This window comes from Aeromonas caviae (assembly GCF_000819785.1).
Lineage (GTDB): Bacteria > Pseudomonadota > Gammaproteobacteria > Enterobacterales > Aeromonadaceae > Aeromonas > Aeromonas caviae.
The window spans coordinates 25923-51540 of record NZ_CDBK01000101.1 but is presented as its reverse complement, the minus strand read 5'-3'; the positions used below and the strand labels follow the sequence as shown (position 1 = coordinate 51540).

The window sequence follows — 25618 nt, the reverse complement described above, 5'->3', positions numbered from 1 at the left end:
GCGGGACCACCTGATCCCGCTAGGGTACTTGCATGAAATACAAGGACTTGCGTGATTTTATCGCGCAGTTGGAACAAAACGGACAGCTCAGGCGCATCAGTCGCGAGATAGACCCCTATCTGGAGATGACCGAGATCAGCGACCGCACCCTGCGGGCGGGGGGGCCGGCCCTGCTGTTTGAGAATCCCAAGGGCTACACCATGCCGGTGTTGACCAACCTGTTCGGCACGCCGGACCGGGTTGCCATGGGCATGGGCCAGCCCAACGTCAGCGCCCTGCGCCAGGTGGGGACCTGGCTCTCCTATCTGAAAGAGCCGGAGCCGCCTCGTGGGCTCAAGGAGCTGATGGAGAAGCTGCCCATCTTCAAGCAGGTGCTCAACATGCCGACCAAGCGGCTCTCTTCGGCCCCCTGTCAGCAGGTGGTGCAGGAAGGGGATGCGGTGGATCTGGATCAGATCCCCATCCAGCACTGCTGGCCCGGGGATGTGGCGCCCCTGGTCACCTGGGGTCTGACCATCACCCGCGGTCCCTACAAGAAGCGGCAGAACCTTGGCATCTATCGCCAGCAGAAGATCGGCAAGAACAAGCTGATCATGCGCTGGCTGGATCACCGGGGCGGCGCCATCGATTTTCGCGAGTGGCAGGAGGCCCACCCGGGCGAGCGCTTCCCGGTGGCGGTGGCGCTGGGCGCCGATCCGGCGACCATCCTGGGCGCGGTGACGCCGGTGCCGGACAGCCTTTCCGAATACGCCTTTGCCGGTCTGCTGCGGGGCAGCCGTACCGAGGTGGTGAAGGCGCTGAGCTGCGATCTGGAAGTGCCAGCCAGCGCCGAGATCGTGCTGGAAGGCTATCTGGAGCCGGGGGAGATGGCCCCCGAAGGGCCTTACGGCGATCACACCGGCTACTACAACGAAGTGGACGAGTTCCCGGTCTTCACCATCACCCACATGACGATGCGCCGGGATGCCATCTACCACAGCACCTACACCGGCCGTCCGCCCGATGAGCCGGCGGTGCTCGGGGTGGCGCTCAACGAGGTGTTCGTGCCGCTGCTGCAGAAGCAGTTCCCCGAGATAGTGGATTTCTACCTGCCGCCGGAGGGGTGCTCCTACCGGATGGCGGTGGTGACCATCAAGAAGCGCTACCCCGGCCACGCCAAGCGGGTGATGCTGGGGGTCTGGTCCTTCCTGCGCCAGTTCATGTACACCAAGTTCGTGATCGTCTGCGATGACGACATCAACGCCCGCGACTGGAAGGACGTTATCTGGGCCATCACCACCCGGATGGATCCGGCCAGGGACACCACCCTGATCGAGCACACCCCCATCGACTACCTGGACTTCGCCTCGCCGGTCTCCGGGCTCGGCTCCAAAATGGGGCTGGATGCCACCAACAAGTGGCCGGGGGAGAGCAACCGGGAGTGGGGTCAGCCCATCGTCCAGGATGAGGCGGTAAAGCAGAAGATCGATGCCATCTGGGACGAGCTGAAGATCCTCGACTGAGGGATCCCCGATGCGGCGCGGCCATTGTGACGCAAAAGTGCGGTATTGCCGTGCCGAATTGGGTATGCTCGACGGACCTGACCACCAACTGGTCGCCATAAAAACAGTGAAACCATGAGCGAAGCGGGCCGGGCAGGCCCCTCACAAGGACAAGAATGCAACGTATCAAGTGCCGCGTAGAGGAACTGCGCGAATATGTCGACACCATCTGGCACGTGGCGCTGGCGCCGCAGCAGGAGGTGAGCTTCAAGCCGGGCCAGTATCTGCTGGTGGTGATGAGCGATTCGGACAAGCGCCCCTTCTCCATCGCCAACTCGCCGACCCGCTCCGGCGTGCTGGAGCTGCAGATCGGTGCCACTCCCGAGAATGCCTATGCCGGTCAGGTGCTGGCCCGCATGCGCGAGCAGGGAGAGATCGAGGTCGAGCTGGCCGCCGGCAAGGCGTTCCTGCGCGACGAATCCCCCCGACCGTTGATCCTGATGGCGGGCGGCACCGGCTTCTCCTATGCCCGCGCCATCCTGGAATACCTGATCGGCAGCGGCAGCAAGCGTCCGGTGTTCCTCTACTGGGGGGTACGCCAGGCGCACTGGCTCTACGAGCTGGAGCAGATGCAGCAGTGGGAGCGCGACTACGCGCCGCTGACCTTCATTCCCGTGGTGCAGGAGCCCGAGAGCGACTGGACCGGCAGGACCGGGCTGGTGCACAAGGCCATCATGGATGACTTCGTCAGCCTGCATGACTACGACATCTATGTGGCGGGCCGCTTCGAGATGGCCGGTGCCGCGCGGGAAGAGTTCAAGGTGCTGGGCGCCGAGCCCGAGCGCATCTTCGGCGATGCCTACGAGTTTATCTGACCACGGCCGACCGCAGTGAGTCGATCTGCCCCCTTATCGTCTTGCGAGAGAAGGGGGGGGGAAGAGGGTATCCTAGCCCGTACCGGGCTCACCCCTTTTGCAGACGTGAAAAACGACAAACCCCAGCCTGGCTGGGGTTTGTGCTATCTACGGCGGGTCACGCCGGATCATTCGCCCTTGGCGGCGAGCTGCTGCTCGAGCTGGGCCAGCTTGGCCTCGAGGGCGGTCAGCTTCTCCCGGGTGCGCAGCAGCACCTTGGTCTGCACGTCGAACTCCTCGCGGCTCACCAGATCCAGCTTGTTGAGCTGGGCCTGCAAGACCTGACGGGTCTTTTTCTCCACCTCTTCACCCATGCTGCGAATGCCGGGGGGCAGGGCGTTGTGTATCTGTTTGGCGATCTCTTCCAGTTTTTTCGGGTCGATCATGGGGGTCTCCTTAAGCAATGGCGCCATTCTACCGACAAATCGTCCCCTTTGCCGAGATCGGAGCGGCTTTTTGCGCCATGGATCCAGCCGGGCTCTGGTCGGGTCTGGTTGATGCACTCTGGCTGCTACCCTGTGACGCCGGGGATCAATTCCAATTCCTTGATGGTGTACACAAAAAAATCAGATCAGATGACTGACCAGAGGCTTATTAATTGTTGCGTTGCTGTTAATATGATTCGGTCGGGTTTGAACCCTACCCCGTCAGGCTCATCATGGATAACAACATAAAAGAGATAAGGATATGAAGAAAAAGCTAATTTACGCGGCCGTCGTCAGTGCGCTGCTGAGCGGTTGTGGTGGCAGTGACGACAACACAGGCGATACCTCAAGCTATCTCGATTATCTGCTGAGCGGCTCCAATGCAGTCCGACCCAGCGCCCTGGCAGCCCGTGCGACCGACGGTACCCTGAAATTCTCCACGGAAACGGCGGATCTCTCCAACCCGGTGTCCGCCCTCTCCACCCTGGATGGCTGGTCGACTACCCAGGCGATCCAGATTGTGCCGGTGACGGCCTCCGGCATCCAGGTCAAGGCGCCGGCCGCTGCTGAATTCGCAGCCTCCGTGGCACCCCTCTACCTGATGGAGCTGGAGTTTGACAGTGCTGCCCTGCGTCCGAGCGGTGTGAAAAAGGTGCTGACCTACGGGGTGGACTTCGTGGTGGCCGAGACGACCGGCAAGCTGAATCTGGTGCCGCTCAAGCCGCTCAACCCCTCTTCCTACTACATGATAGTGGCGACCGATACCCTCAAAGACAGCACGGGCGCCCCCCTGCGACCGGGTAGCGACTACAGCAACTACAAGACCAGCACCGGCAGCAACGCCCAGGAGCAGACCATCAGCGGCCTGATTGCGCTGCAGGAAGGGCTGTTCAAGGCAGCCACCGGCATCACCAGCGACCACGTGATCTTCTCCGACTGGTTCGGTACCCAGTCCGGCGCCGACGTGCTGGTGGCGGTGAAAGGGGCGGCCGCATCCGTGCTCAAGAGCCCGACCCTGGACGCTGCCGCCCTGTGGAAGCAGGACGCCCTGGGCAATACCAGCCTGCCTGGCACCTATACCCTGTCGGTGAGCGGCGGCAGCCCCTTCCTGACCCAGCTGGATGCCGAGAACTTCCTGCCCCAGGAGCAGAAGGATGCGATTGCCGCCGCTTTTGGTGACGGCACTCCACTCCACAATCTGGCCTTGGGTACCACCGTCTACAGCGGCACCGTCAAGCTGCCCTACTTCCTCTCCTCCCCGGCCACCGCCGGCTCCTGGGACAAGGCGAAGACCCAGTCCTGGCACGGTGCCATCCCCAGCCTCTACGCCATCGCGAACGCCCTGAAGGCCCAGGATGCCGAAGTGATCGGCGGCCTGGTGGGGGCGGGTGTGGATCCGGCCCTGCTGGGCGAACTCATCGCCGATCCGAGCCGTCAGGCCGAGCTGCTGGCAGAGGCGAGCAAGCTGATTGGGGTGACCCTCACCTCCGGTGGCAAGCCGCTGGATCCCGAGATGAACGTCGGCCGCTTCAACCCGCTGCCCAAGCTGGAAGAGGTGCAGTCCGTGCCGATGCGGATCTTCGCCGCCGCGCCGCTGGCGAACATCACCGACGTGATCATCTATCAGCACGGCGTCACTTCGGTGAAGGAGAACGCCTACGCCCTGGCCCTTGGCCAGATTGGCGCTGGTACACAGGCCAAACCAACGGCTAAAAATGTGGCCGTAGTGGTGATCGATCATCCGTTGCACGGTGAACGCGGCTTCGCCCTGACCGGCAGCATGGACTCGGTGACCACCTCCGACAACCCGACCCCCTACCTGAACCTGAGCTACCTGACCGTGGCCCGCGACAACCTGAAACAGAGTGTGGCGGATCTGCTGGGCCTGCGTCTGGCTGTCGGTCTGGCCAATGCCAAGGGTTTTTCCTCCAATGGCCAGCCTTCCAAATTAGGAGGTGCCGGTCTCAAGGTGCACTTCCTGGGTCACTCCCTGGGGGCCATCTCGGGTGCCAACCTGCTGGCGGTCGCAAACCAGCCTTTGAATCCTGCCATCGACCCCTTGTTCCAGTTCACCACTGGCGGCCTGGCCATGCCGGGTGGCGGCATAGCGCCGCTGCTGCTGAACTCGCCGACCTTCGGTCCGACCATCCAGATGAGCGTGCTGACCGCTGGCAGTACAGCCCTGAAGGCAGCCTTCACCGCCTACGCCCCGAACTGCAAGACGGCAGTGCCGACCTGCTTCGTCAACGAGTTCCTGCCGAGCCAGGATGCGGCCACCCAGGCCACGGCGGCCAATACCCTGCAGAGCTACAGCTTCGCGGCGCAGTCGGTGCTGGATTCGGCCGACCCCATCAACCTGGGGAGCGGTATCGCGGCGGACTTCCCGCTGTTTGCCACCGAAATCGTCGGCGACGGCGCCCTGAGCCTGTCGGATCGGGTGATCCCGAACAGCATCGCCACCGCCCCCCTGGGTGGCACCGAGCCGCTGTTCAAGGTCCTGGCCCTGCAACCGCTGACCGCCACCGGCGCCGCCAACCACAGAGCGGCCCGCTTCGTGGCCGGGGGTCACAGCTCGCTGCTGGCACCGGACGAGAACTTCGATCCGACCGGCGCCGTCACCACCGAGATGCAGACCCAGTTCGGCAGCTTCTTCGCAAGCGACGGTACTGCGGTCAAGGTGACCGACGGTAGCCTGCTCAAGCAGTAAGCCGGCCGACCAATAAAAACGCCGCCCCTTGGGGCGGCGTTTTTTATGGCAAATCGGCTCAGGCTGGCCTGTGGTGCCTGTCCAGCCAGCCTTGGGCAAGGCCGACCAGCAGGCCTGCCAGGTGAGCCAGGTTGGCGGTGGGGGTGCCGAGCATGTCCAAGAAGCCGAGCACCAGCCAGACCAGCATGAAGCCCATCAGGGCTGGCGGCATGGCGAGGCCGCAATCCGGTTGCAGCCTGGTTCGCAGCCAGCTGTAGCCGAGCAGGGCATAGACCACCCCGGAGAGGCCGCCAAAGCGCGGGCCGCTGGCAAAGAACTCGGCGATATTGGGCAGGGCAGCCCCGACGATGAGCAGGATGAACAGCTTGCCGCTGCCGAGGCGCTGCTCTATCTGGCCACCGAGATACCACCACCACAACAGGTTGAACACCAGGTGCAGCACCGAGAAGTGGATAAAGGCCGGGGTGACGTAGCGCCAGGCCTGCCAGTCGGTGAACTGGGCCAGGGTGGGGTGGAAGGCGAGCTCGTCGAAGATGGGCAGGCCGATGGCATCCAGAGCGTAGATGGCCAGGCAGGCGATGATGACCACCAGGGTCAGAGGGCCCGCCTGGTGGAGGAAATCGGTGACCGGATCCGTCATCCCCTTGCTGTAGTCGATCCGGGCATCGGCATGGCCGGACTGCCAGGAGGCCTCCATGTAGCGGGGATGATTGGGTTCGCTCAGGAAGCGTTTGACCTCCTGCTGGGCCTGGGCGAGGCGCCGCTCGTCCGCCAGCCAGATCGAGACGCCGAGCTCGGACTGGGTCAGCTCGCACGGAATGCCCAGGGTGGCGAGATAATCCACCAGCGCCTGGGCCATGCGGGCGTCGCCCAGCACCAGCAGCTGGATCATGCCGGTCGAGGAGGAGCGACCCGCCTCTGTCATGCGTCCCCCGCCTGGATGGGGAACTCCCTGCGCCAGGCCTCGAAACCGCCATCCAGGCTATAGACCTCGTCATAGCCCTGTTGCAGCAGGTACTGGGCCGCCCCCTGGCTGCTGTTGCCGTGATAGCACATCACGATGACGGGGGTATCGAAGTCCACCTCGTTCATAAAGCGAACCAGGGTGCCGTTGGTGAGGTGGAAGGCGCCGACCGCGTGGGCCGTCTCGAAGGATTGGGGATCGCGAATGTCCACGAGACGGGCTTCGCCTGCGCTCAGCTTCTGGTGGGCATCATAGGCGCTGATATGGGCAAACTGGTCCATTGAGATGTCCTGAAAATGGAGGGTTGAAGGGCAGTTTACCGCAAGCGGCGGTTTGCGCTAAGTGTGCGATGGGGGCGGCATCCAGGGGATCGCAATTTTCTTCAATATCGTGCCGCCCGGGCCGGGTAGGCTCGGGCTTCCCTCAATTGAACGAGCATCATCCATGGAATTCAGTCTGCTGTTATCCATGGCCGGGTTTGCCCTGGCCATGTCCATCTCCCCGGGGCCGGTCAATCTGGTCGCCCTTGGCACCGGCGCCCGGTACGGTTTCACGGCCAGCCTGCGCCACGTGGTGGGGGCCACCCTCGGCTTCATCCTGCTGCTCCTGCTGATGGGGCTGGGTCTTGGCGGCGCTCTGTCCCGCTGGCCTGTGGCGCTGGGGGCCATTCACTGGGGCGGCGTGCTCTTTCTCGGCTGGATGGCCTGGCAGTTGCTGGTGGACAGCGGCGAGGTGGAGGAAGTGGAGGGCGTGCCCCCCGCCTTCTGGTACGGGGCCTTGATGCAGTGGCTTAATCCCAAGGCCTGGCTTGCCGCCAGCATGGGGATGGGAGCCTATGGGATCGCGGGCGGCATGAGCCAGATCGCCCTCTTTACCGGCATCTATCTGGTGATCTGCCTCGGCTCCATCGCCTGCTGGGCCTATGCGGGCAGCCGATTGCAGGGGTGGCTGGTCTCTCCTCGCCGGTTGCGCTGGTTCAATCGGGCCATGGCGCTCTTGTTGCTGCTCAGCGCCGCCTATCTGGTGCGCTCGTCCTGAGGGACGAGCTGCGCTCTGTACTGGCCCGGGGTGGCTGCCACCCGGCGTTTGAACTGGCGCTGGAAGTGGGCCTGATCGGCAAAACCGCTGGCAAGGGCCACTTCCGCCAGGGGCTGCCCCTGGCGCAGCAGGGTGCGGGCGTGGCGAATGCGCTGATCGAGCAGGTAGGCGTGGGGCGTCATGCCGTAGTGGCGGCTGAAGGCGCGCACGAAGTGGGAAGGGGTAAGCCCGGCCACCGCACTCAGCTGTGCCAGGGTGAGGGCGCAGGCACTCTCGTCCTGCATCAGCTCGGCGGCTCGCTGCAGGTGCTGGGGAGGGCGGTCATCCCACTTGGCCGGGGTGAGCCTGGCCAGAAGCTGGCGGCTGAAGAGGTGGCAGGCCACTTCGCGAGCCAGGGGATCCGGCTCCTCCACCAGTTGCCGATGAAGCCGGCAGAGCCCCTGGTAGAGCAGGGGATCCCGGCTTGCGGTCATGTCGAAGGGGCGAAACGCGTTGCCGAGCCCGGCCTCCTCCTGCTGGCGCTGCAACCAGAGGTTGTCGATGTAGAACATCAGATAGGACCAGGGCTGGTCAGCGACGGGATTGCAGGCGTGCACCTCTTCCGGGTTCATCAGCACCAGGCTGCCGCGGCCGACCTCTTGCAGGCTGCGCTGGTTGAGGTAGTGGCTGTGGCCGCCGGTGATGGCGCCGATGGAGAAGTGGGGGTGGCTGTGCTTGTCGTAGCAGACGCGCCGACCATCCTGCACCGCCCTCGCCTCGATGAAGGGCAGGGCGGGATCGTGCCAGAAGTGGTGCTGATCCTGCGTCGCCCGCGCACGGCTCACAATGTGCTCCTCGGCGGGGGGCTGTTCCCCTGCCGGGCTCGGGGAGCGCGGCAGGGGAAGGGTGACGATGGTTGCTGCATCCTCAGCCGCCGAGATAGGCCTGGCGGACGGCGGGGTTGGCCAGCAGGGCCTCTCCCGTGTCTTGCAGCACCACCCGGCCGTTCTCCAGCACATAGCCGCGATCCGCCAGCTTGAGCGCCTGGTTCGCGTTCTGCTCCACCAGGAAGATGGTCATCCCCTTCTGGCGCAGTTGCTCTATGGTGTCGAAGATCTGCTGGATGACGATGGGCGCGAGTCCCAGGGAGGGTTCATCCAGCAGCAGCAGGCGCGGCTTGCTCATCAGGGCGCGGCCGATGGCCAGCATCTGCTGCTCGCCGCCGGACATGGTGCCTGCCCGCTGCTCCAGCCGCTCGTGCAGGCGGGGGAACAGGGTAAATATCTGATCCAGCAGGCCGCGCTGCTCCGCCTTGTCGACGAAGAAGGCCCCCATCAGCAGGTTCTCCTCCACCGTGAGGCGGGCGAAGATGCGGCGTCCCTCCGGCACCACGGCGATGTCCTTGCGCATGATGCGGGCGGTGGTGAGGGAGTCTATCTGCTCCCCCTCGAACCAGATGGAGCCGCTGCTGGGCTTGGGCTCGCCACACAGGGTCATCAGCAGAGTGGTCTTGCCGGCGCCGTTGGCGCCGATCAGGGTGACGATTTCCCCTTCTTTCACCTCGACGCTGACGTCGTGCAGCGCCTGAATTTTGCCGTAGTGGGTCGATACGTTGCGAAGTTCTAACATCTTTTTGTCCTTACGACTCGCCCAGATAGGCCTTGATCACCGCCGGATTGCTGCGGATTTCGTCCGGTTTGCCGTGGGCCAGCGGGGTGCCCTGGTTGACCACGAAGATGCGGTTGGAGATCTCCATCACCAGCTTCATATCGTGCTCGATCAGCAGCACCGAGACCCCGAACTCGTCCCTCAGGTTGGAGATGAGCTCGTTGAGCTCGTCGGTCTCCTTGGGGTTGAGACCTGCGGCCGGTTCATCCAGCATCAGCAGTTCGGGCCGGGTCGCCATGCAGCGGGCGATCTCGAGGCGGCGCTGCTGGCCGTAAGCCAGGTTCCCCGCGGCGCGGTTGGCGAGATCCTTGAGGCCCACCTTTTCCAGCCAGAAGGCGGACTGCTCCAGCCCCTCTTTCTCGGCGCGGCGGAAGGAGGGGGTCTTGAACAGGCCGGCGATGAAGCCGGTATTGAGATGCCTGTGCTGGGCCACCAGCAGGTTTTCCACCGCCGTCATCTCCTTGAACAGGCGCACGTGCTGGAAAGTCCGCACTATGCCCTTGCGGGCGATGAGGTGGCCGGGCAACCCCTGGATCTCCTCACCCTTGTAGCGAATGACACCGCCACTCGGGCGATAGAAGCCGGTCAGGCAGTTGAAGATGGTGGTCTTGCCCGCCCCGTTGGGGCCGATGATGGAGATCACCTCCCCCTTTTCCACATCCAGCTTGACGCCGTTGACCGCGAGCAGGCCGCCAAAGCGCATCGACAGATCTGAGACATCCAACAATGGTTGATTGTTGCTCATTTACGCAGCTCCATATGGGGTCGACTCATGGGCAGCAGTCCCTGCGGCCGCCAGATCATCATGAATACCATCAAGAGACCGAACATCAGCATGCGATATTCGTTGAACTCGCGGGCGAGCTCCGGCAGCACCGTCATCACGATGGCCGCCAGCACCACCCCGATCTGGGATCCCATGCCCCCCAGCACCACAATCGCAAGGACGATGGCCGACTCGATGAAGACGAAGGATTCCGGGCTGATGAAGCCCTGGCGCGAGGCGAAGAAGCTGCCGGCAAAGCCCGCGAAGCAGGCGCCTATGGTGAAGGCGGTCAGCTTGATGATGGTGGGGTTGAGCCCCAGGGACTTGCAGGCGATCTCGTCTTCCCGCAGCGCCTCCCAGGCACGGCCGAGCGGCATGCGCAGCAGGCGGTTGATGACGAACAGGGTGGCCACTACCAGCACCAGGGCCATCAGGTAGAGGAAGATCACCTTGTGGTTGGCGTTGTAGGCGATGCCGAAGAAGTCGTGGAAGGTGCCAAAGCCCCCATCCTTGACGGTGCGGTTGAACTCGAGCCCCCCCAGGGTCGGTTTCGGAATGCCGGAGATCCCGTTCGGACCGCCGGTCAGGGTGGTCATGTTGTTGAGCAGGATGCGGATGATCTCGCCAAAGCCCAGGGTGACGATGGCCAGGTAGTCCCCCCGCAGCCGCAGCACCGGGAACCCGAGCAGGAAGCCGAAGGTGGCCGCCAGCAGACCGGCGATGGGCAGACACTCCCAGAAGCTCAGACCGAAGTAGGTGTTGAGCAGGGCGTAGCTGTAGGCGCCGACCGCATAGAAGCCGACATAGCCGAGGTCGAGCAGACCGGCGAGGCCCACCACCACGTTCAGTCCCAGCCCCAGCATGATGTAAATCAGGGTGAGGGTGGCCAGATCGATGGCGCCGCGAGAGGCCATGAAGGGCCAGCTCACCGCAAACAGCAGCACCAGCACGGCGGTGAGGTTATAGAGCTTGGGGGCCTCTTCGGGGCTTGGCAGCACCAGCTTGGTGAAACCGACGGAGAAGCCGCTGATGGAGGCCTGGAACAGCCGGCTTATCTGGCCGCGCAGCATCTGGAACCAGAAGACGATGGTGGCGCCCCCCAGCAGCCAGGCCAGCGATACATCGAGGCGGCTCACCACCAGCAGGCGGGAGCCATCGGTCTCCAGCTTGAAGCCGAGCAGCCAGAAGGAGAGCACCAGCAGCACCAGGCTGGCGATGCAGGCATGGATAAATTGACGTTTCATCAGACTTTCTCCACTTCCGGACGGCCGAGAATGCCAGTGATGGTCATGAACAGCAGCACGAGGGCATGCATAGATTGGTTTTTCATACCTTCTCGACCTCCGGACGACCCAGGATGCCGGTGGGCATGAAGAGCAACACGAAGATGAGCAGGGCAAAGGCCATCACATCCTTGTACTCGGTGCTGAGATAGCCCGCGGTGAGCGCTTCCACCACGCCGAGCAGCAGGCCGCCCAGTACGGCACCGGGAATGCTGCCGATACCGCCCAATACCGCAGCGGTGAAGGCCTTCAAGCCCGCCATGAAGCCGAGATAGGGGTTGATGACGCCGTAGTACATGCCGAGCAGCACCCCCGCGACGGCGGCCAGGGCGGCCCCCAGCACGAAGGTGATGGAGATGACCACGTGGGTGTCTATCCCTAACAGGTTGGCCATCTTGATGTCTTCGGAACAGGCACGGCAGGCACGCCCCATGCGGGAGCGGCCGATGAACTGGGTCAACGCCAGCATGGTGACGAAGGTCACCACGAAGATGATGAGCTGCATGTAGGAGAGGCTGGCCTGGAAGCCATCCTCGCTGCCGAGGGTCCAGCCCCCGGAGATCAGAGTGGGCATGGCGATGTCACGCGAGCCCTGGGCCATCCGCATCATGTTCTGCAGGAAGATCGACATGCCGATGGCGGAGATGAGGGGGATCAGGCGGTTGCCGCCCCGCAGTGGACGATAGGCCACCCGTTCTATGGACCAGCCATAGCTGCCGGTGATGATGATGCTGACCAGGAAGGCGCCCCCCAGCAGCAGCACGGTGCTGTCGATGCCCATCATCATGAGCCCGGCCATCACCATGAAGGCGACATAGGAGCCGATCATGTAGACCTCGCCGTGGGCGAAGTTGATCATGCCGATGATGCCGTAGACCATGGTGTAGCCGATGGCGATCAACGCATAGGTGCTGCCTATGGTCAATCCGTTCAGCAACTGCTGAACCAGATAAAGAAGGTGTTCGGACATACCGCGTTCCCTGTGTACTTGCCCGCAAAGAAAGGAGGGGTGACTCACGTCACCCCGACCGGCAGATTATTTGAGTTGAGTGGAGGTACCGTCGGCGTGCCACTGGAACACACCGAATTCGAAGCCTTTCAGGTCACCGTTCGGTGCCCAGGTCAGGGGGCCCATCACGGTGTCGATCGGTGCGGCCTTGATGGCGGCAGCGACGGCAGCCGGATCATCCTCGCCCGCCTTGGCGATACCGGCCGCCAGGGCCTGCATGGCGGCGTAGGTGGTCCAGACGAACGGACCGGAGGAGTCCTGACCCTTGGCCTTGAACGCTTCCACGATGGGGGCGTTGGCCGGCACCAGGTCATATTTGTTCGGCAGGGTCACCAGCAGGCCTTCGGAAGCCGGGCCGCCGATGGCGGAGATGTCCTTGTTGCCCACGCCTTCCGGACCCATGAACTTGGCCTTCAGACCCTTCTCGCCAGCCTGGCGCAGGATCAGACCCAGCTCGGGGTGGTAGCCGCCGTAGTAGACGAAGTCCACGTTCTCTTTTTGCAGCTTGGCGATCAGGGCGGAGAAGTCCTTGTCGCCGGCGGTGATGCCCTCATAGGCAACGACCTTGACGCCGGCCTTGTCCAGCGCGGCTTTCACGCTGGAGGCGATGCCTTCGCCGTACTGTTTCTTGTCATGGATGACGGCCACGCGCTGGGGTTTGACCTGCTCGATGATGTACTTGGCGGCGGTCGGGCCCTGGTCGCTGTCCAGGCCGATGGTACGCAGAGTCAGCTGGTAACCGCGCTCGGTGATCTTGGGGTTGGTGGAGGCGGGGGTGACCATCAGGACCCCTTCATCTTCATAGATGTCGGAGGCGGGCAGGGTGTTGTCGGAGCAGAGGTGGCCGACCACGAACTTGACGCCGTCGTTGATCACCTTGTTGGCGATGGCCACAGCCTGCTTGGGATCGCAGGCATCGTCATAGATGACGGCTTCGATCTGCTTGCCCTTGATGCCGCCCGCCTTGTTGATCTGCTCGACCGCCATCTTGCCGCCGGTGAACTGCATGTCACCGTACTGGGCGACCGGGCCGGTCAGGGGGCCGGCGATGCCGATCTTGATGGTATCGGCCGCATTGGCCATGGAAACTGATCCAAACAGAGCCAAAGAAACCGCTGCTCTGACTGCCATTTTGCTGAAGTTATGCATTGATTCGTCCCTTAATCAGTGAATTGTTTCATTTTATGCACGTCATTCCGAGCCTGTGTCCCGCCAGCCCGGCGATAGATAAGGTTCTATCATTCCTCGCCGGGCAATAACAAGATGTTAAAGATACTAACCGGAGCAGGCGCAAGAGGAGTTTTGTGAAACTAACACGCAGTTTTTTGCTTTTTACTGGAGTTTAATGTTGTCAAGTTGATGCAACATACAGATAACAAATTGTCATGGTGACAATTTCCAGAGTAAAAAACTGACGATATTTCATTCTGCGTCCGCTCTCATTTTGACCAAAATCCGTTTGCGCAAAAAGAAATGACCGCATAGATTAGCCAGCATTGATAATTCACTGGCAGCGCCCGTTAAAACCAAGCCTTTATTCGGGAAATCTGCTACTGTTCCGCCTTTGTTATTCAGGAGACAGAGATGGCAACTATCAAGGATGTCGCCTCGCGCGCAGGCGTATCCATCTCCACCGTCTCACATGTACTCAATCACACCCGTCGGGTCAGCGAAGACGCAACCCAGAAAGTGCTTGAGGCGGTGGCAGAGCTGAACTACGCGCCCAACTCGGTGGCGCGCAGTCTCAAGATCAATTCGACCAAGACCATCGGCATGCTGGTGACCACCAGTGCCAACCCCTTCTTCGCGGAAGTGGTACAGGGGGTGGAAGCCTACTGCTTCGAGCAGGGTTACAGCCTGATCCTGTGCAACACCGAGAACCAGCCGCCCCGCCAGCAGCACTATCTGCGCATGCTGATGGAAAAGCGGGTGGACGGTCTGCTGGTGCTGGGGACCGATATCGACACCCAGTTCAGAGACATGCTGCGCATCCACAAGAAGGTGCCGCAGGTGGTGCTGGACTGGGGCAACGAGTGCGATTTCGCCAACGTGATCAACGACAACGCCCGCATCGGCGCGCGTCTGGCGGTGCGCCATCTGCTGGAGCAGGGCCACACCAACATCGTCTGCATCACCGGCCATCTCGCCAAGCCGACCACCCAGCAGCGACTGGACGGGGTGCGCGATGCCCTGGCTGAACAGGGAATGACCCTGAAAGAAGAGCAGATCTTCGAAGGGGACTACGAGAGCCAGAGCGGCTTCGATGCCATGCAGCGCATCCTGGCCCTCACCCCTCGCCCGACCGCGGTCTTTGCCTTCGACGACCCCATGGCCATCGGTGCCATCTGCGCCGCCTGGGAGGCCGGGGTCAAGGTGCCGGACGATATCTCCATGATCGGCTATGACGACGTGGAGATGGCGCGCTTCTCCAGCCCGCCGCTCACCACCATCCGCCACCCCAAGGCCGAGCTCGGCCTGCTGGCGGTGCAGCAACTGGTGAGCCGGATCCGCAACAAGGAGCTGGAAGTGGAGTCCATGACGGTGCAGCCCGAGCTCATTGTCCGCCGCTCGGTCAAGTCCCTGCGCTGACGGCGCCACGGGTGCCATGAACAAGAAACCCCCTCGCCAGCGAGGGGGTTTCTGTTTTTGGGCCCCTCTCGTATCTGGGGGCGTCAGGCCTTGAGGCCGAGCCGCCTGGCGAGGCGGTGCAGGTTGCCGCCGTCCAGATCCAGCGCCCGGGCGGTGGCGGCCCAGTTGCCGTCATGGGCCGTCAGGGTCTGCTCGATGAGCTGGCGCTGGAACAGATCGGTGGCGGCGCGAAGGCCGAGGCCGGCAATGGCCGGGGAGGCGGGCTGTCTGACGGTGTCGGCGGGCAGGGATGAGCCCGTCGGCCCCAGGTTGAAGTGGTGGGGCTCCAGGGTCGGCGAGGGGCTGCCCTGTTCGGCCCTGGCCAGCACGGCGGCGCGGTGGATGGCGTGCTCCAGCTCCCGCACGTTGCCGGGCCAGTCGTGGCGCTCGAGCAGTTGCAGCGCCTGTGGCTGGATACGCAGCTGCTCCAGCCCCAGGCCGAGCCGGCAGCGCTCGCAAAAGTAACCGGTCAGCAGGGGAATGTCGCCTGGGCGTTCCCGCAGTGCAGGGGCGTGGATCGGGAACACGCTCAGCCGGTGGTAGAGGTCGGCCCGAAACTGCCCCTCGACCACCGCCTGTTTCAGATCCCGGTTGGTGGCCGCCAGGATGCGCACATTCACCTTGAGCGGGGTGTCGTCACCGATCCGCTGCAGATCCCCGTATTGCAGCACCCGCAGCAGCTTGGCCTGCAGCGGCAGGGAGAGCTCCCCTATCTCGTCGAGAAACAGGGTGCCCTTGTCCGCCAGCTCGAACTTGCCTGCCCGATTGTGGATGGCGCCGGTGAAGGCCCCCTTCACGTGGCCGAACAGCTCGCTCTCGGCCACGGATTCGGGCAGGGCGGCGCAGTTGAGATAGACCAGGGGGGCATGGGCGCGGGGCGAGCCGCCATGCACCGCCTTGGCGATCAGCTCCTTGCCGACCCCGGTCTCCCCCAAAATCAGCACGTTCAGCTCGGAGCTTGCCACCACGTCTATCTCGTGGCGCAACCGGGCCATGGCAGGGGAGTGGCCTATCATCTCCGGCTGCTCAGGGCCGGGCCGGGTGGCGGGGACCAGGGGCTCGCTGCTTTGGCGGGCGAGCCGCTCCAGCAGCAGGGCGTTGTCGAGGGCGGCGGCGGCCAGGGCCCCCACCAGACGCAGCTCCTCGTCGCTGATGCCGTCGAACTGGGTCGGGTTCATGCCGTCTATGGTCAGGGCGCCGATCAGCGCCTGATCCGAGAAGAGCGGCAGGCCGACACAGGCGTGCACCTTGAAGTCGTCGTGATCCGGCAGCAGGCCGTCATAGGGGTCGGGCAGGGCGCTGTCGGCAGGGAAGCGCACCACATCCCCGGCGCGGGCGATGGCCTCGAGGCGCGGGTGATCCTTGAGGGCGAAGCGGCGCCCCAGCACGTCCTGCATCAGGCCGTCGATGGCCAGCGGGATGAACTGGCCCCCCTCGTAGCGCAGCAGGGCCGAGGCATCCGATTTCAGCAGGCTGCGCACGCTCTGGATCAGGCGGTGGAAGCGGTCCTGATGAGAGATGCCGAGTTGCAGGTCGAGGGCGATGCGCGCCAGGCTGTCGGTCGAGATCACGATAATTGTCCAAATGACAGTATGTTTGTGATTTTGACTATAAAGGTGTGGTGTCTTAATGACAACGAGTGATATGAGAAGCCATTAAAAACAATGGGTTACAAGTTGGCACGTCCGCTGCAATAGCTGGTTCAGTTGAACATCCACTATTGCATTCGAGGAACTGCCTGATGAGCATTCACGTCAAGAACAACATCCACTGGGTCGGCCAACGGGACTGGGAGGTACGCGACTTCCACGGCACCGAGTACAAGACCCACAAGGGCACCAGCTACAACAGCTACCTCATCCGCGAAGGGAAGAATGTGCTGATCGATACCGTCGATCACAAGTTCAGCCGTGAGTTCGTGCAGAACCTGGCGGCCGAGATCGATCTCGCTTCCATCGACTACGTGGTGATCAACCACGCCGAGGAGGATCACGCCGGCGCCCTGACCGAGCTGATGGCCCGCATCCCCGGCACCCCCATCTATTGCACCCACAACGCCATCGACTCCATCACCGGCCATCATCACCACCCGGAGTGGAACTTCCACCCGGTCAAAACCGGTGACAGCCTGGACATCGGCAACGGCAAGCAGCTGGTATTCATCGAGACCCCCATGCTGCACTGGCCCGACAGCATGATGACCTACATGACCGAAGATGCGGTGCTCTTCTCCAACGACGCCTTCGGCCAGCACTACTGCGACGAGCACCTGTTCAACGACGAGGTGGACCAGACCGAGCTGATGGAGCAGTGCCAGCGCTACTACGCCAACATCCTTACCCCCTTCAGCCCGCTGGTGACCGCCAAGATCAAGGAAGTGCTCGGCTTCAACCTGCCGGTGAGCATGGTGGCCACCTCCCACGGCATCGTCTGGCGCGAGGACCCCACCCAGATCATCCTGAAATACCTGGAGTGGGCCGACCACTATCAGGAAGACCGCATCACCCTCTTCTACGACTCCATGTCCAACAACACCCGCATGATGGCCGACGCCATCGCCCAGGGCATCCACGAGGTGGACCCCGGCGTGGCGGTGAAGATCTACAACGTGGCCCGCCACGACAAGAACGAGATCCTGACCCAGGTGTTCCGCTCCAAGGGGATACTGGTGGGCTCCTCCACCATGAACAACGTCATGATGCCCAAGGTGGCGGGCATGCTCGAAGAGATCACCGGCCTGCGTTTTCGCAACAAGCGCGCCTCGGCCTTCGGCAGTTACGGCTGGACCGGTGGCGCGGTGGACCGGATCCAGACCCGATTGATGGATGCGGGCTTCGATATCAGCATCTCTCTCAAGGCCAAGTGGCGGCCGGATGGCTCGGCGCTGGCGGAATGCCGCGAGCATGGCCGCCAGCTCGCCCGTCAGTGGGCGTTGCACCCGCTGGACGCACCCCGCCCGATCACCACAACCCAGACAATCGTGACGCCCGTCCCCGCGATGCCTGCTGTTGAGCCGCAAGCCGCAGCGGCCGCCGCCGAATGGGATGACGACCAGGCCATGCTCTGCACGGTCTGCCAGTGGGTCTATGACCCGGCGCTGGGGGAGCCGGATCAGCTGGTGGCACCGGGCACCCCCTGGGCCCAGGTACCGGACAGCTTCCTCTGCCCCGGCTGCGGCATCGGCAAGGAGGTGTTCGAACCCTGCGCCGTGGAGGCCTGTGTATGAGCGCCGTCCCCAGCAGTGACGAGATAGTGGTGATCGGCAGCGGCTTCGCCGCCCAGCAACTGGTCAAGAGCCTGCGCAAGCTGGATGCCGGGCAGCCCATCCGCCTCATCACCGCCGACAGCGGCGATGAGTACAACAAGCCCGACTTGAGCCACGTGGTGAGTCGGGGCTGCCCTGCCGCAGCCATGACCCGTCAGAGCGGCAGCGATTTTGCCGAGCAGCAGCGCATCGCGCTGCTGCCCCACTGCCCGGTGCATGGCATCGACCCTGCCCGGCGGTTGGTGCTGACCGAGCAGGGGGAATTCCCCTACGGCCAGCTGGTGCTGGCCACCGGTGCCAGTGCGGCGCGCCCCGATCTGCCGGGCAGCGAATCCCTGGTCACCCTCAACAGCCAGCAGGAGTATGCCGCCGCCGAGGGGGCAATCCAGCAGGCCCGCCGCATCCTTGTGCTGGGGGCCGGCCTCATCGGCTGCGAGCTGGCGATGGACATGGCGAGCGCAGGAAAAGAGGTGACGCTGGTGGACTTGGCGGACAGCCCCTTAAGCGCCCTGCTGCCCGCCGCCCTGACCGAGCCGCTGCAACAGGCCCTGCGCAGCCAGGGGGTCAGCCTGCAGTTCGGGACAGGTCTCGCCAGGATAGACGCCCAGCCGGGCGATGGCTGTCGTGTCACCCTGACCGACGGCCGCATCAGCGAGCAGGATCTGGTGATCTCCGCCATTGGTCTCAAGCCAAATCTGGCCCTGGCCGAGAGCGCCGGGCTCGAGGTCGGCCGCGGTATCCTGGTCGACGATCGGCTGCAGACCAGCGACCCCCATATTTTCGCGCTGGGGGATTGCGTGCAGTGGCAGGGTCAGCTGCTCCCCTTCCTGCAACCCATAGTGCTGGGGGCCAATGCGCTGGCGCGCACTCTGCTCGGCACACCGACCCTGCTGGCCCTGCCGCCCATGCTGGTGAAGGTGAAGACGCCGCGCTACCCGCTGCAACTGGCGGGTCGTACCCGGGGTGAAGATCTCGCCTGGCAGTGCCGCTGGAACAGCCACGGCATGGTGGCCGAGGCGCGCGACCAAGCCGGCGAGCTGTGCGGCTTCGTGGTGGGGGGCGACCAGATGAGCGCCGCCTTCCCGCTGCTGCGTCAGCTGCCCCGTTGAACCATTAATAGCCGAAGGCCGGGCTGACCCGGCCACTCGAGGAGAATTGATATGGCCATGCAACTGATTCCATCTCACTGGGTGGTGCGCCGCTCCACCCCCTTCTTCACCCGCCAGAATGTGCCCCAGGCCCTGCTCACCCACCACAACACCGCGGCCGGGGTGTTCGGCCAACTCTGCGTGATGGAGGGCACCGTCACCTATCACGGCTTTGCCGACGAACAGGCCGAGGAGCCCGAGGTGAGCCTGGTGATCCGGGCCGGGGAGTTTGCCACCAGCCCGCCCCAGTACTGGCACAGGGTCGAGCTGTCGGAGGATGCCCGCTTCAACATCCACTTCTGGGCCGAGCAGGCAGAATCCGACCAGCCGCTGTTCCACAGCCGCAAATAACGGGGTTTAAGGCTGAGGGGGCGGAGCGGGCAATTGCCCCCTCTGCCCATGCAGATCAAAATAATCAACTCAGATGTTGGTTATCCTGCCCCCTCGATTCGGATGAGCACAGTGAGGGAAACATGAGCCTGTTGGAAGCCCTGACCATGACCTCGGGTCTGGTCTATCTGGTCCTGTTGTTGTGGCAGGGCCGCAGCGGTTGGGGCTGGACGCTCTCTCTGCTGTTGGCCGCCGCGCTCTGGCTGCTGGTGGCGGATTCGGGACTCTGGCTCGCACTGGGGCTGGTGGCCACGACCCTGGCGCTCTGGCAGCGCTATCGCCCCCTGCTCATGCTGGCCCACATAGACAGTCAACGTCTCAGAATGGCCACCAGGCAGCTATTGCTGCTGTGTTGGGGGTTGGTGGCGGTTCAATATGTTGTTCATATCGGACAGTTGGGGCAGGGGATGACCCCCTGGTTGGTGCGCCCCGACGTGGTGGATGGTTTCCTGCCCATCGCAGGTGGTCTCGGGCTGCGGGCCTGGCTCGGGCAGGGGCTGACGGACCCCCACCACCCGGCGGCCACCGTCACCGTGCTGGTGCTCTCCCTGTCGGCCCTGCTGCTGGGTCGGGCGTTTTGTGCCTGGTTCTGCCCGCTCGGGCTGGTGGGGGAGTCGCTGCACGGCCTGCGCTCGCGCCTGTTGCCGGGGGAGTGGACCCCGCCGCGCTGGCTCGATGCCGTGTTGCGCGGCCAGAAGTTTCTGGTGCTCGGCTTTCTGCTCTTCATCATATTGCTGGCGGTACCCGCTGCCGCCCTGCCCGGCTACCTCGCCAGCCCCTACCATCAGGCGGCGGACATGAAGATGGGGGCCTTCTTCTTCAACCTGACCCTGATCTCGGGCCTGTGCCTTGGCTGGGTGCTGCTGCTCACCGCCACCTTCCGGCAAGGGTTCTGTCGCTACCTCTGCCCCTATGGCGCCTGGTTCGCCCTGCTCGGCTTGCTGACCCCGCTGCGCATTCGCCGCGACCCGGCCCGCTGCCTGCGAAGCTTGGGCCACGACTGCGACAAGTGCAGCCGGGCCTGCCCCTCGCGCATCCAGGTGCACCAGCTCATCGCGGTGCAGAGCCTCGAGTGCACCAGTTGCCAGAGCTGCGTGGCCGCCTGCCCCAAGCGGGCTGATGCGCTGCACTTGGGCACCCAGGGGCGCCGGCTCGCCCCTCGCCAGCTGCTGGGGCTGCTCTGTCTGTTGCTGCTGGTGTTGCCGCTGCTCGCTTACGGCTTGCTGGATCTCTGGGTCAGCCAGACACCGATCCCTGACCGCTACGAGTTGTTGCAGCGGCTGCCCTGGCTGAGCCACTGAGGGGGGAAAGGGCAAAAGGTGGATGATGGGGGGATCTTTCGGATTGGCGATAAAAGCTGTATAAAAATCCCCCGCCAAATTGTTAGCGCCATCCCACTTTGCTCATATTGCAATTGATCATATAGCGCTCCCCACCATAATGGGTGCTGTTATTTGGCGTTGTTAATATCAATTGGATGAGCAACAACATGAATATCAAGGTCAGCTATCCCAAGTGGTTTACCCTGGACCATAAGATCGCGTTCTTCTTCCCGCTGTAATTCCTCGCGGCGGCGCGGCATGCCTGCCATGCCACAAGTCCGCCTCCATTCCTGAACTGAAATAGCTGCACCTATCTTCGCCTGTTTATTCTGGCGAGGCGATGTCGTGCACCTATTTCCCAATATTTCCCACCTGCCGGACATTCTATTTTCGGCGGGGGAAGAGACTCATTCTGAATATTTAAATCTGGGGTGTTTATATTATGGAAAACTTCAAGCATCTGCCCGAACCCTTCCGTATTCGTGTCATCGAGCCGGTCAAACGCACCACCCGTGCCTATCGGGAAGAGGCCATTGTCCGGGCGGGCATGAACCCCTTCCTGCTGGACAGCGAAGACGTCTTCATCGACCTGCTGACCGACAGCGGTACCGGCGCCATCACCCAGGACATGCAGGCCGCCATGCTGCGCGGTGACGAGGCCTACAGCGGCAGCCGCAGCTACTATGCCCTGCAACAGGCGGTGCAGGAGATCTTCGGCTACTCCCTGACCATCCCCACTCACCAGGGGCGCGGCGCCGAGCAGATTTACATCCCCGTGCTCATCAAGAAGCGGGAGCAGGAGAAGGGGCTGGATCGCAAGAAGATGGTGGCCCTCTCCAACTACTTCTTCGACACCACCCAGGGCCACACCCAGATCAACTGCTGCGTGGCGAAGAACGTCTACACCAGGGAGGCGTTCGATACCTCGGTCACCGCCGACTTCAAGGGCAACTTCGATCTGGTGAAGCTGGAAGAGGCCATCCTGGAGGCGGGCCCCGCCAACGTGCCCTACATCGTCAGCACCATCACCTGCAACTCCGCCGGTGGCCAGCCGGTCTCCATTGCCAACCTGAAGGCGGTGTACGAGATCGCCAGAAAGTACGACATCCCGGTCATCATGGACTCCGCCCGCTTCGCCGAGAACGCCTACTTCATCCAGCAGCGGGAGCCCGGCTACGCGAACTGGACCATCGAGGAGATCACCAGGGAGTCCTACAAGTACGCCGACGGCCTCGCCATGTCGGCGAAGAAGGATGCCATGGTGCAGATGGGGGGGCTGCTGTGCTTCAAGGATGACAGCATGCTGGACGTCTACACCGAGTGCCGCACCCTGTGCGTGGTGCAGGAGGGCTTCCCGACCTATGGCGGCCTGGAAGGGGGCGCCATGGAGCGCCTGGCGGTGGGCCTGCGGGACGGCATGCGCCAGGACTGGCTGGCCTATCGCATCGGCCAGGTGCAGTACCTGGTGGACGGGCTGGAGGCCATCGGCGTGGTGTGCCAGCAGGCAGGGGGCCATGCGGCCTTCGTGGATGCGGGCAAGCTGCTGCCCCACATCCCGGCGGATCAGTTCCCGGCCCACGCCCTGGCCTGCGAGCTCTACAAGGTCGCCGGCATCCGGGCGGTGGAGATAGGTTCCCTGCTGCTGGGGCGCGACCCCGCCACCGGCAAGCAGCACCCCTGCCCGGCGGAGCTGCTGCGCCTGACCATTCCCCGTGCCACCTATACCCAGACCCACATGGACTTTGTCATCGAGGCCTTCGGCGAGGTGAAGAAGAACGCCCACCGGGTGAAGGGGCTGGACTTCATTTACGAGCCGGCCGTGCTGCGCCACTTCACCGCCAGACTGAAAGAGGTCGAGCATAACGACCCGTCAGCCGGCAAGACGCAGAAAAAATTGATAGAAGCATAACGAGTCAGGGGCACAGATTTTTCTGTGCCCTTTTTTTTCACTGCTCTGTGAAAGATTTGGAGTGACACACATGACATCAACACCGTCCGTCATCGGAGGGGCCTGCATCATTGCCAGCGTCTGTGTCGGTGCCGGCATGCTGGGGCTGCCGAGCGCGGGAGCCGGGGCCTGGACCAGCTGGTCAACCCTCGCCATCATTCTCACCATGGTCATCATGACGGTTTCAGGCTGGATGCTGCTGGAAGCCCTGAAACCCTACGCATTGACTGCCTCCTTCAACTCGGTGACCAAGGATCTGCTCGGTCGCAGGATCAATCTCTTCAACAACCTCACCGTCTATTTCGTGGGCGGCATTTTGCTCTATGCCTACATCACCTCGTCGGGTCTCATCCTGGGCGGCCTGCTGGGCATCAATAGCCAGCTGGCCTCGGTGTTGTTTGTGCTGGTGTTCTCCTGGTTCGTCTGGCATTCGACCCGGGCGGTGGACAGGATTTCGGTCGTCCTGATCGTCTTCATGGTGCTGAGCTTCGTGTTCGGGGTCTCCGGGCTTGCCAGCAAGGTCGACACCGCCAAGCTGTTCAACTCCTTTGCCGAGGAGCTGGGCCGCGCCCCTTACGCCCTGGCCATGTTGCCGGTGGCGCTCACCTCGTTTGGCTACCACCACTCGGTGGCATCGATGCGCGCCTATTACGGCGAGGAGCAGAAAGCCAGGCAGGCGATCCTGGGGGGGACCCTGATCGCCCTGGCGCTCTATCTGCTGTGGCTGCTCAGCATCTTCGGCAACCTGCCTCGTCCCGCCTTCGGCCCCGTCATCGCCAAGGGGGGCGACGTGGATGTGCTGCTCGGGGCGCTGGCCTCGGTGATCGAGTCCAGGCAGGTCTCCCAGGCCATCAACCTCTTCTCCATGGCGGCCATCCTCTCCTCCTTCATCGGGGTGGGGCTCGGGGTGTTCGACTATCTGGCGGATCTGTTCCGGTTCGACAACAGCCGCGCCGGTCGCACCAAGTCCTGGGCGGTGACCTTCCTGCCCCCCCTGGCGCTCTCCCTGATGTTCCCGTTCGGCTTCGTGGTGGCCATCGGCTATGCCGGGGCCGCGGCGACCGTCTGGGCCTGCATCATCCCGGCCCTGCTGGCGAAGAAGTCCCGGGAGCTGGCCCCGGACGAGGCGGGGTTCAAGGCTCCCGGCGGCCAGCCCATGGTGGTGGCCGTCATCGTCTTCGGGGTGCTTACCGCCATCTTCCACCTGATGGCCATGGCGGGTCTGCTGCCCGTCTACACCGGCTGACCCTGGTGTGCTGAACCTGGCCCCATCCCGAGCATATTCCACGGATGGGGCGCAGGATCCGGCCCGTTTCCCCCCATTTCCCCTCTGGATTTGATACCCGAAGGCATGCAGGGTAAAGTCCCCCGGCGCCAGCAGTGGCGAACGCAGGAGAAGCACGGCGGTGTGCCGTGACCAGTCGACAATCCGTTTGGGGGAGTAATGGAACAGAAACCATCGTTGGTGGGCGGGGCATGTATCATTGCCGGCGTCTGTGTGGGGGCCGGCATGCTGGGGCTGCCGAGTGCGGGGGCGGGCGCCTGGACCCTCTGGTCCATGCTCGCGGTGGCACTGACCATGGTGGTGATGACGGTCTCCGGCTGGATGCTGCTGGAGTCCTATCGGGGCTATCCCCTGCGCGTCTCCTTCGATACCGTGACCCGGGATCTGCTGGGGGAGAAGGTCAACGCCCTCAACAATCTCAGCGTTTATTTCGTCGGCGGCATCCTGCTCTATGCCTACATCACCTCGGCCGGTCTCATCATCGACGGCATGACGGGGATGGGCAGCCAGTGGGCGTCCGTGCTCTTTACCCTGGCCTTCTCCCTGCTGGTGTGGCACTCCACCCGGGCGGTGGACCGCATCTCGGTGTTGCTGGTGATCCTGATGGGGCTGAGCTTTGCCTTCGGCATCTCGGGCCTGTCGATGAACGTGCGCCTCGATCTGCTGCTCGACCGGGTGGGCAGCGAAGTGAGCTACGCCCCCTATGCCCTGGTGATGCTGCCGGTGGCGCTCACCTCGTTCGGCTACCACCATTCGGTCTCCTCCATGCGCGCCTACTACGGTGAAGAGCGTCGCGCCAGCCGCGCCATTCTGGGAGGCACCCTGATCGCGCTCGCGTTTTACCTCATCTGGCTGGTGAGCGTCTTTGGCAACCTGCCCCGTAGCGAGTTCGGCCCGGTGATCGCGGAGGGGGGCAACGTGGATGCCCTGCTCAAGGCTCTTGGTTCGGTGATCGAGTCCAAGGCGGTGGCCAGCGCCCTCAACGCCTTCTCCATGGCGGCCATCCTCTCCTCCTTCATCGGGGTGGGGCTCGGGGTGTTCGACTACCTGGCGGATCTGTTCAAGTTCGACAACAGCCGGGGTGGCCGCGCCAAGTCCTGGGCGGTGACCTTCCTGCCGCCCCTGGTGCTCTCCTTGCTGTTCCCGTTCGGCTTCCTGGTGGCCATCGGCTATGCGGGCGCCGTAGCGACCCTGTGGACCTGCATCATCCCGCCCCTGCTGGCCTGGAAGGTGCGGGCGGCCCGGCGCGAAGAAGGTGGCGAGGGTTTCCGCGCCCCCGGCGGCCTCTTCATGATCGTCCTGGTGATCCTGTTCGGCGTGCTGACCGCCGCCATCCACCTGCTCAACATGGCGGGGCTGCTGCCTGTCTATACCGGCTGATAGCTTCTGCCATACCGC

At 63.5% G+C, this 25618-nt stretch carries 23 protein-coding genes; 13 read left to right on the top strand and 10 right to left on the bottom strand.

Translation table 11 applies throughout. The features are described from left to right. Positions 1-32 precede the first annotated feature (32 nt). Together ubiD and fre are read left to right on the top strand one after the other, a co-directional pair. Positions 33-1502, top strand: coding sequence for a 4-hydroxy-3-polyprenylbenzoate decarboxylase (gene ubiD / locus BN1120_RS18240; RefSeq protein WP_042017415.1), 1470 nt, complete (start codon positions 33-35; stop codon positions 1500-1502). A gap of 155 nt (positions 1503-1657) precedes the next feature. After that, a complete protein-coding gene (gene fre / locus BN1120_RS18235; protein WP_010672373.1) occupies positions 1658-2356 on the top strand; it encodes an NAD(P)H-flavin reductase in 699 nt (232 codons plus the stop codon). A 167-nt stretch (positions 2357-2523) separates the two neighbouring features. On the opposite strand, the gene ubiK is transcribed toward fre, so the two are convergent. Next, a complete protein-coding gene (gene ubiK, locus BN1120_RS18230; RefSeq protein ID WP_010672374.1) occupies positions 2524-2781 on the bottom strand; it encodes a ubiquinone biosynthesis accessory factor UbiK in 258 nt (85 codons plus the stop codon). Positions 2782-3082: 301 nt separating this feature from the next. On the opposite strand from ubiK, the gene BN1120_RS18225 reads away from it, so the two are divergent. Further along, positions 3083-5527, top strand: coding sequence for a VolA/Pla-1 family phospholipase (locus BN1120_RS18225; RefSeq protein ID WP_042017413.1), 2445 nt, complete (start codon positions 3083-3085; stop codon positions 5525-5527). Positions 5528-5585: 58 nt separating this feature from the next. On the opposite strand, the gene glpG is transcribed toward BN1120_RS18225, so the two are convergent. Both glpG and glpE read right to left on the bottom strand, forming a co-directional pair. After that, positions 5586-6419, bottom strand: coding sequence for a rhomboid family intramembrane serine protease GlpG (gene glpG / locus BN1120_RS18220; protein WP_042017425.1), 834 nt, complete (start codon positions 6417-6419; stop codon positions 5586-5588). Between the two features lie 29 nt (positions 6420-6448). After that, positions 6449-6772, bottom strand: a complete 324-nt coding sequence (gene glpE, locus BN1120_RS18215) for a thiosulfate sulfurtransferase GlpE (RefSeq protein ID WP_042017411.1) — start codon at positions 6770-6772, stop codon at positions 6449-6451. A gap of 163 nt (positions 6773-6935) precedes the next feature. On the opposite strand from glpE, the gene BN1120_RS18210 reads away from it, so the two are divergent. Then, on the top strand, positions 6936-7529 hold the full coding sequence (locus BN1120_RS18210; RefSeq protein WP_010672378.1) for a LysE family translocator: 594 nt from the start codon (positions 6936-6938) through the stop codon (positions 7527-7529). Here the strand turns inward: BN1120_RS18210 and BN1120_RS18205 are convergent. The 6 genes from BN1120_RS18205 to BN1120_RS18180 all read right to left on the bottom strand — a co-directional run bounded on the left by BN1120_RS18205 (position 7508) and on the right by BN1120_RS18180 (position 13383). Beyond that, complete coding sequence (locus BN1120_RS18205) at positions 7508-8353, bottom strand: AraC family transcriptional regulator (protein ID WP_042017410.1); 846 nt, start codon at positions 8351-8353, stop codon at positions 7508-7510. The two genes, BN1120_RS18210 and BN1120_RS18205, sit on opposite strands and share 22 nt — an antisense overlap. Positions 8354-8435: 82 nt before the next feature. Next, positions 8436-9137 (bottom strand): ABC transporter ATP-binding protein, encoded by a 702-nt coding sequence (locus BN1120_RS18200; protein WP_010672380.1) that lies wholly within the window; start codon positions 9135-9137, stop codon positions 8436-8438. Positions 9138-9147: 10 nt separating this feature from the next. Continuing rightward, a complete protein-coding gene (gene livG, locus BN1120_RS18195; protein WP_010672381.1) occupies positions 9148-9921 on the bottom strand; it encodes a high-affinity branched-chain amino acid ABC transporter ATP-binding protein LivG in 774 nt (257 codons plus the stop codon). Continuing rightward, positions 9918-11186: a high-affinity branched-chain amino acid ABC transporter permease LivM gene (locus BN1120_RS18190; RefSeq protein WP_039041002.1), complete on the bottom strand. Its 1269-nt coding sequence runs from the start codon at positions 11184-11186 to the stop codon at positions 9918-9920. The genes livG and BN1120_RS18190 overlap by 4 nt, the downstream gene beginning before the upstream one ends. Positions 11187-11268: 82 nt before the next feature. Further along, positions 11269-12195 (bottom strand): high-affinity branched-chain amino acid ABC transporter permease LivH, encoded by a 927-nt coding sequence (gene livH / locus BN1120_RS18185; protein WP_042017408.1) that lies wholly within the window; start codon positions 12193-12195, stop codon positions 11269-11271. Positions 12196-12261: 66 nt separating this feature from the next. After that, entirely contained in the window at positions 12262-13383 is a 1122-nt protein-coding gene (locus BN1120_RS18180; protein WP_039041003.1) for a branched-chain amino acid ABC transporter substrate-binding protein, read from the bottom strand. 435 nt (positions 13384-13818) lie between these two features. Here BN1120_RS18180 and BN1120_RS18175 point away from each other — a divergent pair, with 435 nt between their 5' ends. Continuing rightward, positions 13819-14823: a substrate-binding domain-containing protein gene (locus tag BN1120_RS18175; RefSeq protein WP_042017407.1), complete on the top strand. Its 1005-nt coding sequence runs from the start codon at positions 13819-13821 to the stop codon at positions 14821-14823. 83 nt (positions 14824-14906) lie between these two features. Here BN1120_RS18175 and norR read toward each other — a convergent pair whose 3' ends face one another. Next, positions 14907-16433 carry a nitric oxide reductase transcriptional regulator NorR gene (gene norR / locus BN1120_RS18170; protein WP_042017406.1) on the bottom strand — a complete coding sequence of 509 codons (1527 nt, stop codon included), beginning with the start codon at positions 16431-16433 and terminating at the stop codon, positions 14907-14909. A 170-nt stretch (positions 16434-16603) separates the two neighbouring features. Here norR and norV point away from each other — a divergent pair, with 170 nt between their 5' ends. The 8 genes from norV (at position 16604) to BN1120_RS18135 (ending at position 25600) form a co-directional block, all read left to right on the top strand. After that, a complete protein-coding gene (norV, locus tag BN1120_RS18165; RefSeq protein WP_042017405.1) occupies positions 16604-18088 on the top strand; it encodes an anaerobic nitric oxide reductase flavorubredoxin in 1485 nt (494 codons plus the stop codon). Continuing rightward, on the top strand, positions 18085-19236 hold the full coding sequence (norW, locus tag BN1120_RS18160; RefSeq protein WP_042017404.1) for an NADH:flavorubredoxin reductase NorW: 1152 nt from the start codon (positions 18085-18087) through the stop codon (positions 19234-19236). The genes norV and norW overlap by 4 nt, the downstream gene beginning before the upstream one ends. 51 nt (positions 19237-19287) lie before the next feature. Next, positions 19288-19626, top strand: coding sequence for a DUF1971 domain-containing protein (locus tag BN1120_RS18155; protein ID WP_041212030.1), 339 nt, complete (start codon positions 19288-19290; stop codon positions 19624-19626). Positions 19627-19748: 122 nt separating this feature from the next. After that, complete coding sequence (locus BN1120_RS18150) at positions 19749-20966, top strand: 4Fe-4S binding protein (protein ID WP_042017403.1); 1218 nt, start codon at positions 19749-19751, stop codon at positions 20964-20966. Positions 20967-21142: 176 nt separating this feature from the next. Further along, on the top strand, positions 21143-21226 hold the full coding sequence (gene tnaC, locus BN1120_RS21995) for a tryptophanase leader peptide (protein WP_069652909.1): 84 nt from the start codon (positions 21143-21145) through the stop codon (positions 21224-21226). Positions 21227-21429: 203 nt separating this feature from the next. Further along, the gene (tnaA, locus tag BN1120_RS18145) at positions 21430-22896 is read left to right on the top strand and encodes a tryptophanase (RefSeq protein WP_010672391.1); all 1467 of its coding nucleotides are present in this window, start codon (positions 21430-21432) and stop codon (positions 22894-22896) included. A gap of 70 nt (positions 22897-22966) precedes the next feature. Further along, a complete protein-coding gene (locus BN1120_RS18140; protein ID WP_039041009.1) occupies positions 22967-24181 on the top strand; it encodes an aromatic amino acid transporter in 1215 nt (404 codons plus the stop codon). A gap of 198 nt (positions 24182-24379) precedes the next feature. Next, entirely contained in the window at positions 24380-25600 is a 1221-nt protein-coding gene (locus BN1120_RS18135) for an aromatic amino acid transporter (protein WP_042017401.1), read from the top strand. Positions 25601-25618 lie beyond the last annotated feature (18 nt).

Coding starts and splice junctions, on each gene's coding strand:
- ubiD (WP_042017415.1), top strand. CDS start 33: ATGAAATACAAGGACTTGCGTGATTTTATCGCGCAGTTGGAACAAAAC.
- fre (WP_010672373.1), top strand. CDS start 1,658: ATGCAACGTATCAAGTGCCGCGTAGAGGAACTGCGCGAATATGTCGAC.
- ubiK (WP_010672374.1), bottom strand. CDS start 2,781: ATGATCGACCCGAAAAAACTGGAAGAGATCGCCAAACAGATACACAAC.
- BN1120_RS18225 (WP_042017413.1), top strand. CDS start 3,083: ATGAAGAAAAAGCTAATTTACGCGGCCGTCGTCAGTGCGCTGCTGAGC.
- glpG (WP_042017425.1), bottom strand. CDS start 6,419: ATGATCCAGCTGCTGGTGCTGGGCGACGCCCGCATGGCCCAGGCGCTG.
- glpE (WP_042017411.1), bottom strand. CDS start 6,772: ATGGACCAGTTTGCCCATATCAGCGCCTATGATGCCCACCAGAAGCTG.
- BN1120_RS18210 (WP_010672378.1), top strand. CDS start 6,936: ATGGAATTCAGTCTGCTGTTATCCATGGCCGGGTTTGCCCTGGCCATG.
- BN1120_RS18200 (WP_010672380.1), bottom strand. CDS start 9,137: ATGTTAGAACTTCGCAACGTATCGACCCACTACGGCAAAATTCAGGCG.
- livG (WP_010672381.1), bottom strand. CDS start 9,921: ATGAGCAACAATCAACCATTGTTGGATGTCTCAGATCTGTCGATGCGC.
- BN1120_RS18190 (WP_039041002.1), bottom strand. CDS start 11,186: ATGAAACGTCAATTTATCCATGCCTGCATCGCCAGCCTGGTGCTGCTG.
- livH (WP_042017408.1), bottom strand. CDS start 12,195: ATGTCCGAACACCTTCTTTATCTGGTTCAGCAGTTGCTGAACGGATTG.
- BN1120_RS18180 (WP_039041003.1), bottom strand. CDS start 13,383: ATGCATAACTTCAGCAAAATGGCAGTCAGAGCAGCGGTTTCTTTGGCT.
- BN1120_RS18175 (WP_042017407.1), top strand. CDS start 13,819: ATGGCAACTATCAAGGATGTCGCCTCGCGCGCAGGCGTATCCATCTCC.
- norV (WP_042017405.1), top strand. CDS start 16,604: ATGAGCATTCACGTCAAGAACAACATCCACTGGGTCGGCCAACGGGAC.
- norW (WP_042017404.1), top strand. CDS start 18,085: ATGAGCGCCGTCCCCAGCAGTGACGAGATAGTGGTGATCGGCAGCGGC.
- BN1120_RS18155 (WP_041212030.1), top strand. CDS start 19,288: ATGGCCATGCAACTGATTCCATCTCACTGGGTGGTGCGCCGCTCCACC.
- BN1120_RS18150 (WP_042017403.1), top strand. CDS start 19,749: ATGAGCCTGTTGGAAGCCCTGACCATGACCTCGGGTCTGGTCTATCTG.
- tnaC (WP_069652909.1), top strand. CDS start 21,143: ATGAGCAACAACATGAATATCAAGGTCAGCTATCCCAAGTGGTTTACC.
- tnaA (WP_010672391.1), top strand. CDS start 21,430: ATGGAAAACTTCAAGCATCTGCCCGAACCCTTCCGTATTCGTGTCATC.
- BN1120_RS18140 (WP_039041009.1), top strand. CDS start 22,967: ATGACATCAACACCGTCCGTCATCGGAGGGGCCTGCATCATTGCCAGC.
- BN1120_RS18135 (WP_042017401.1), top strand. CDS start 24,380: ATGGAACAGAAACCATCGTTGGTGGGCGGGGCATGTATCATTGCCGGC.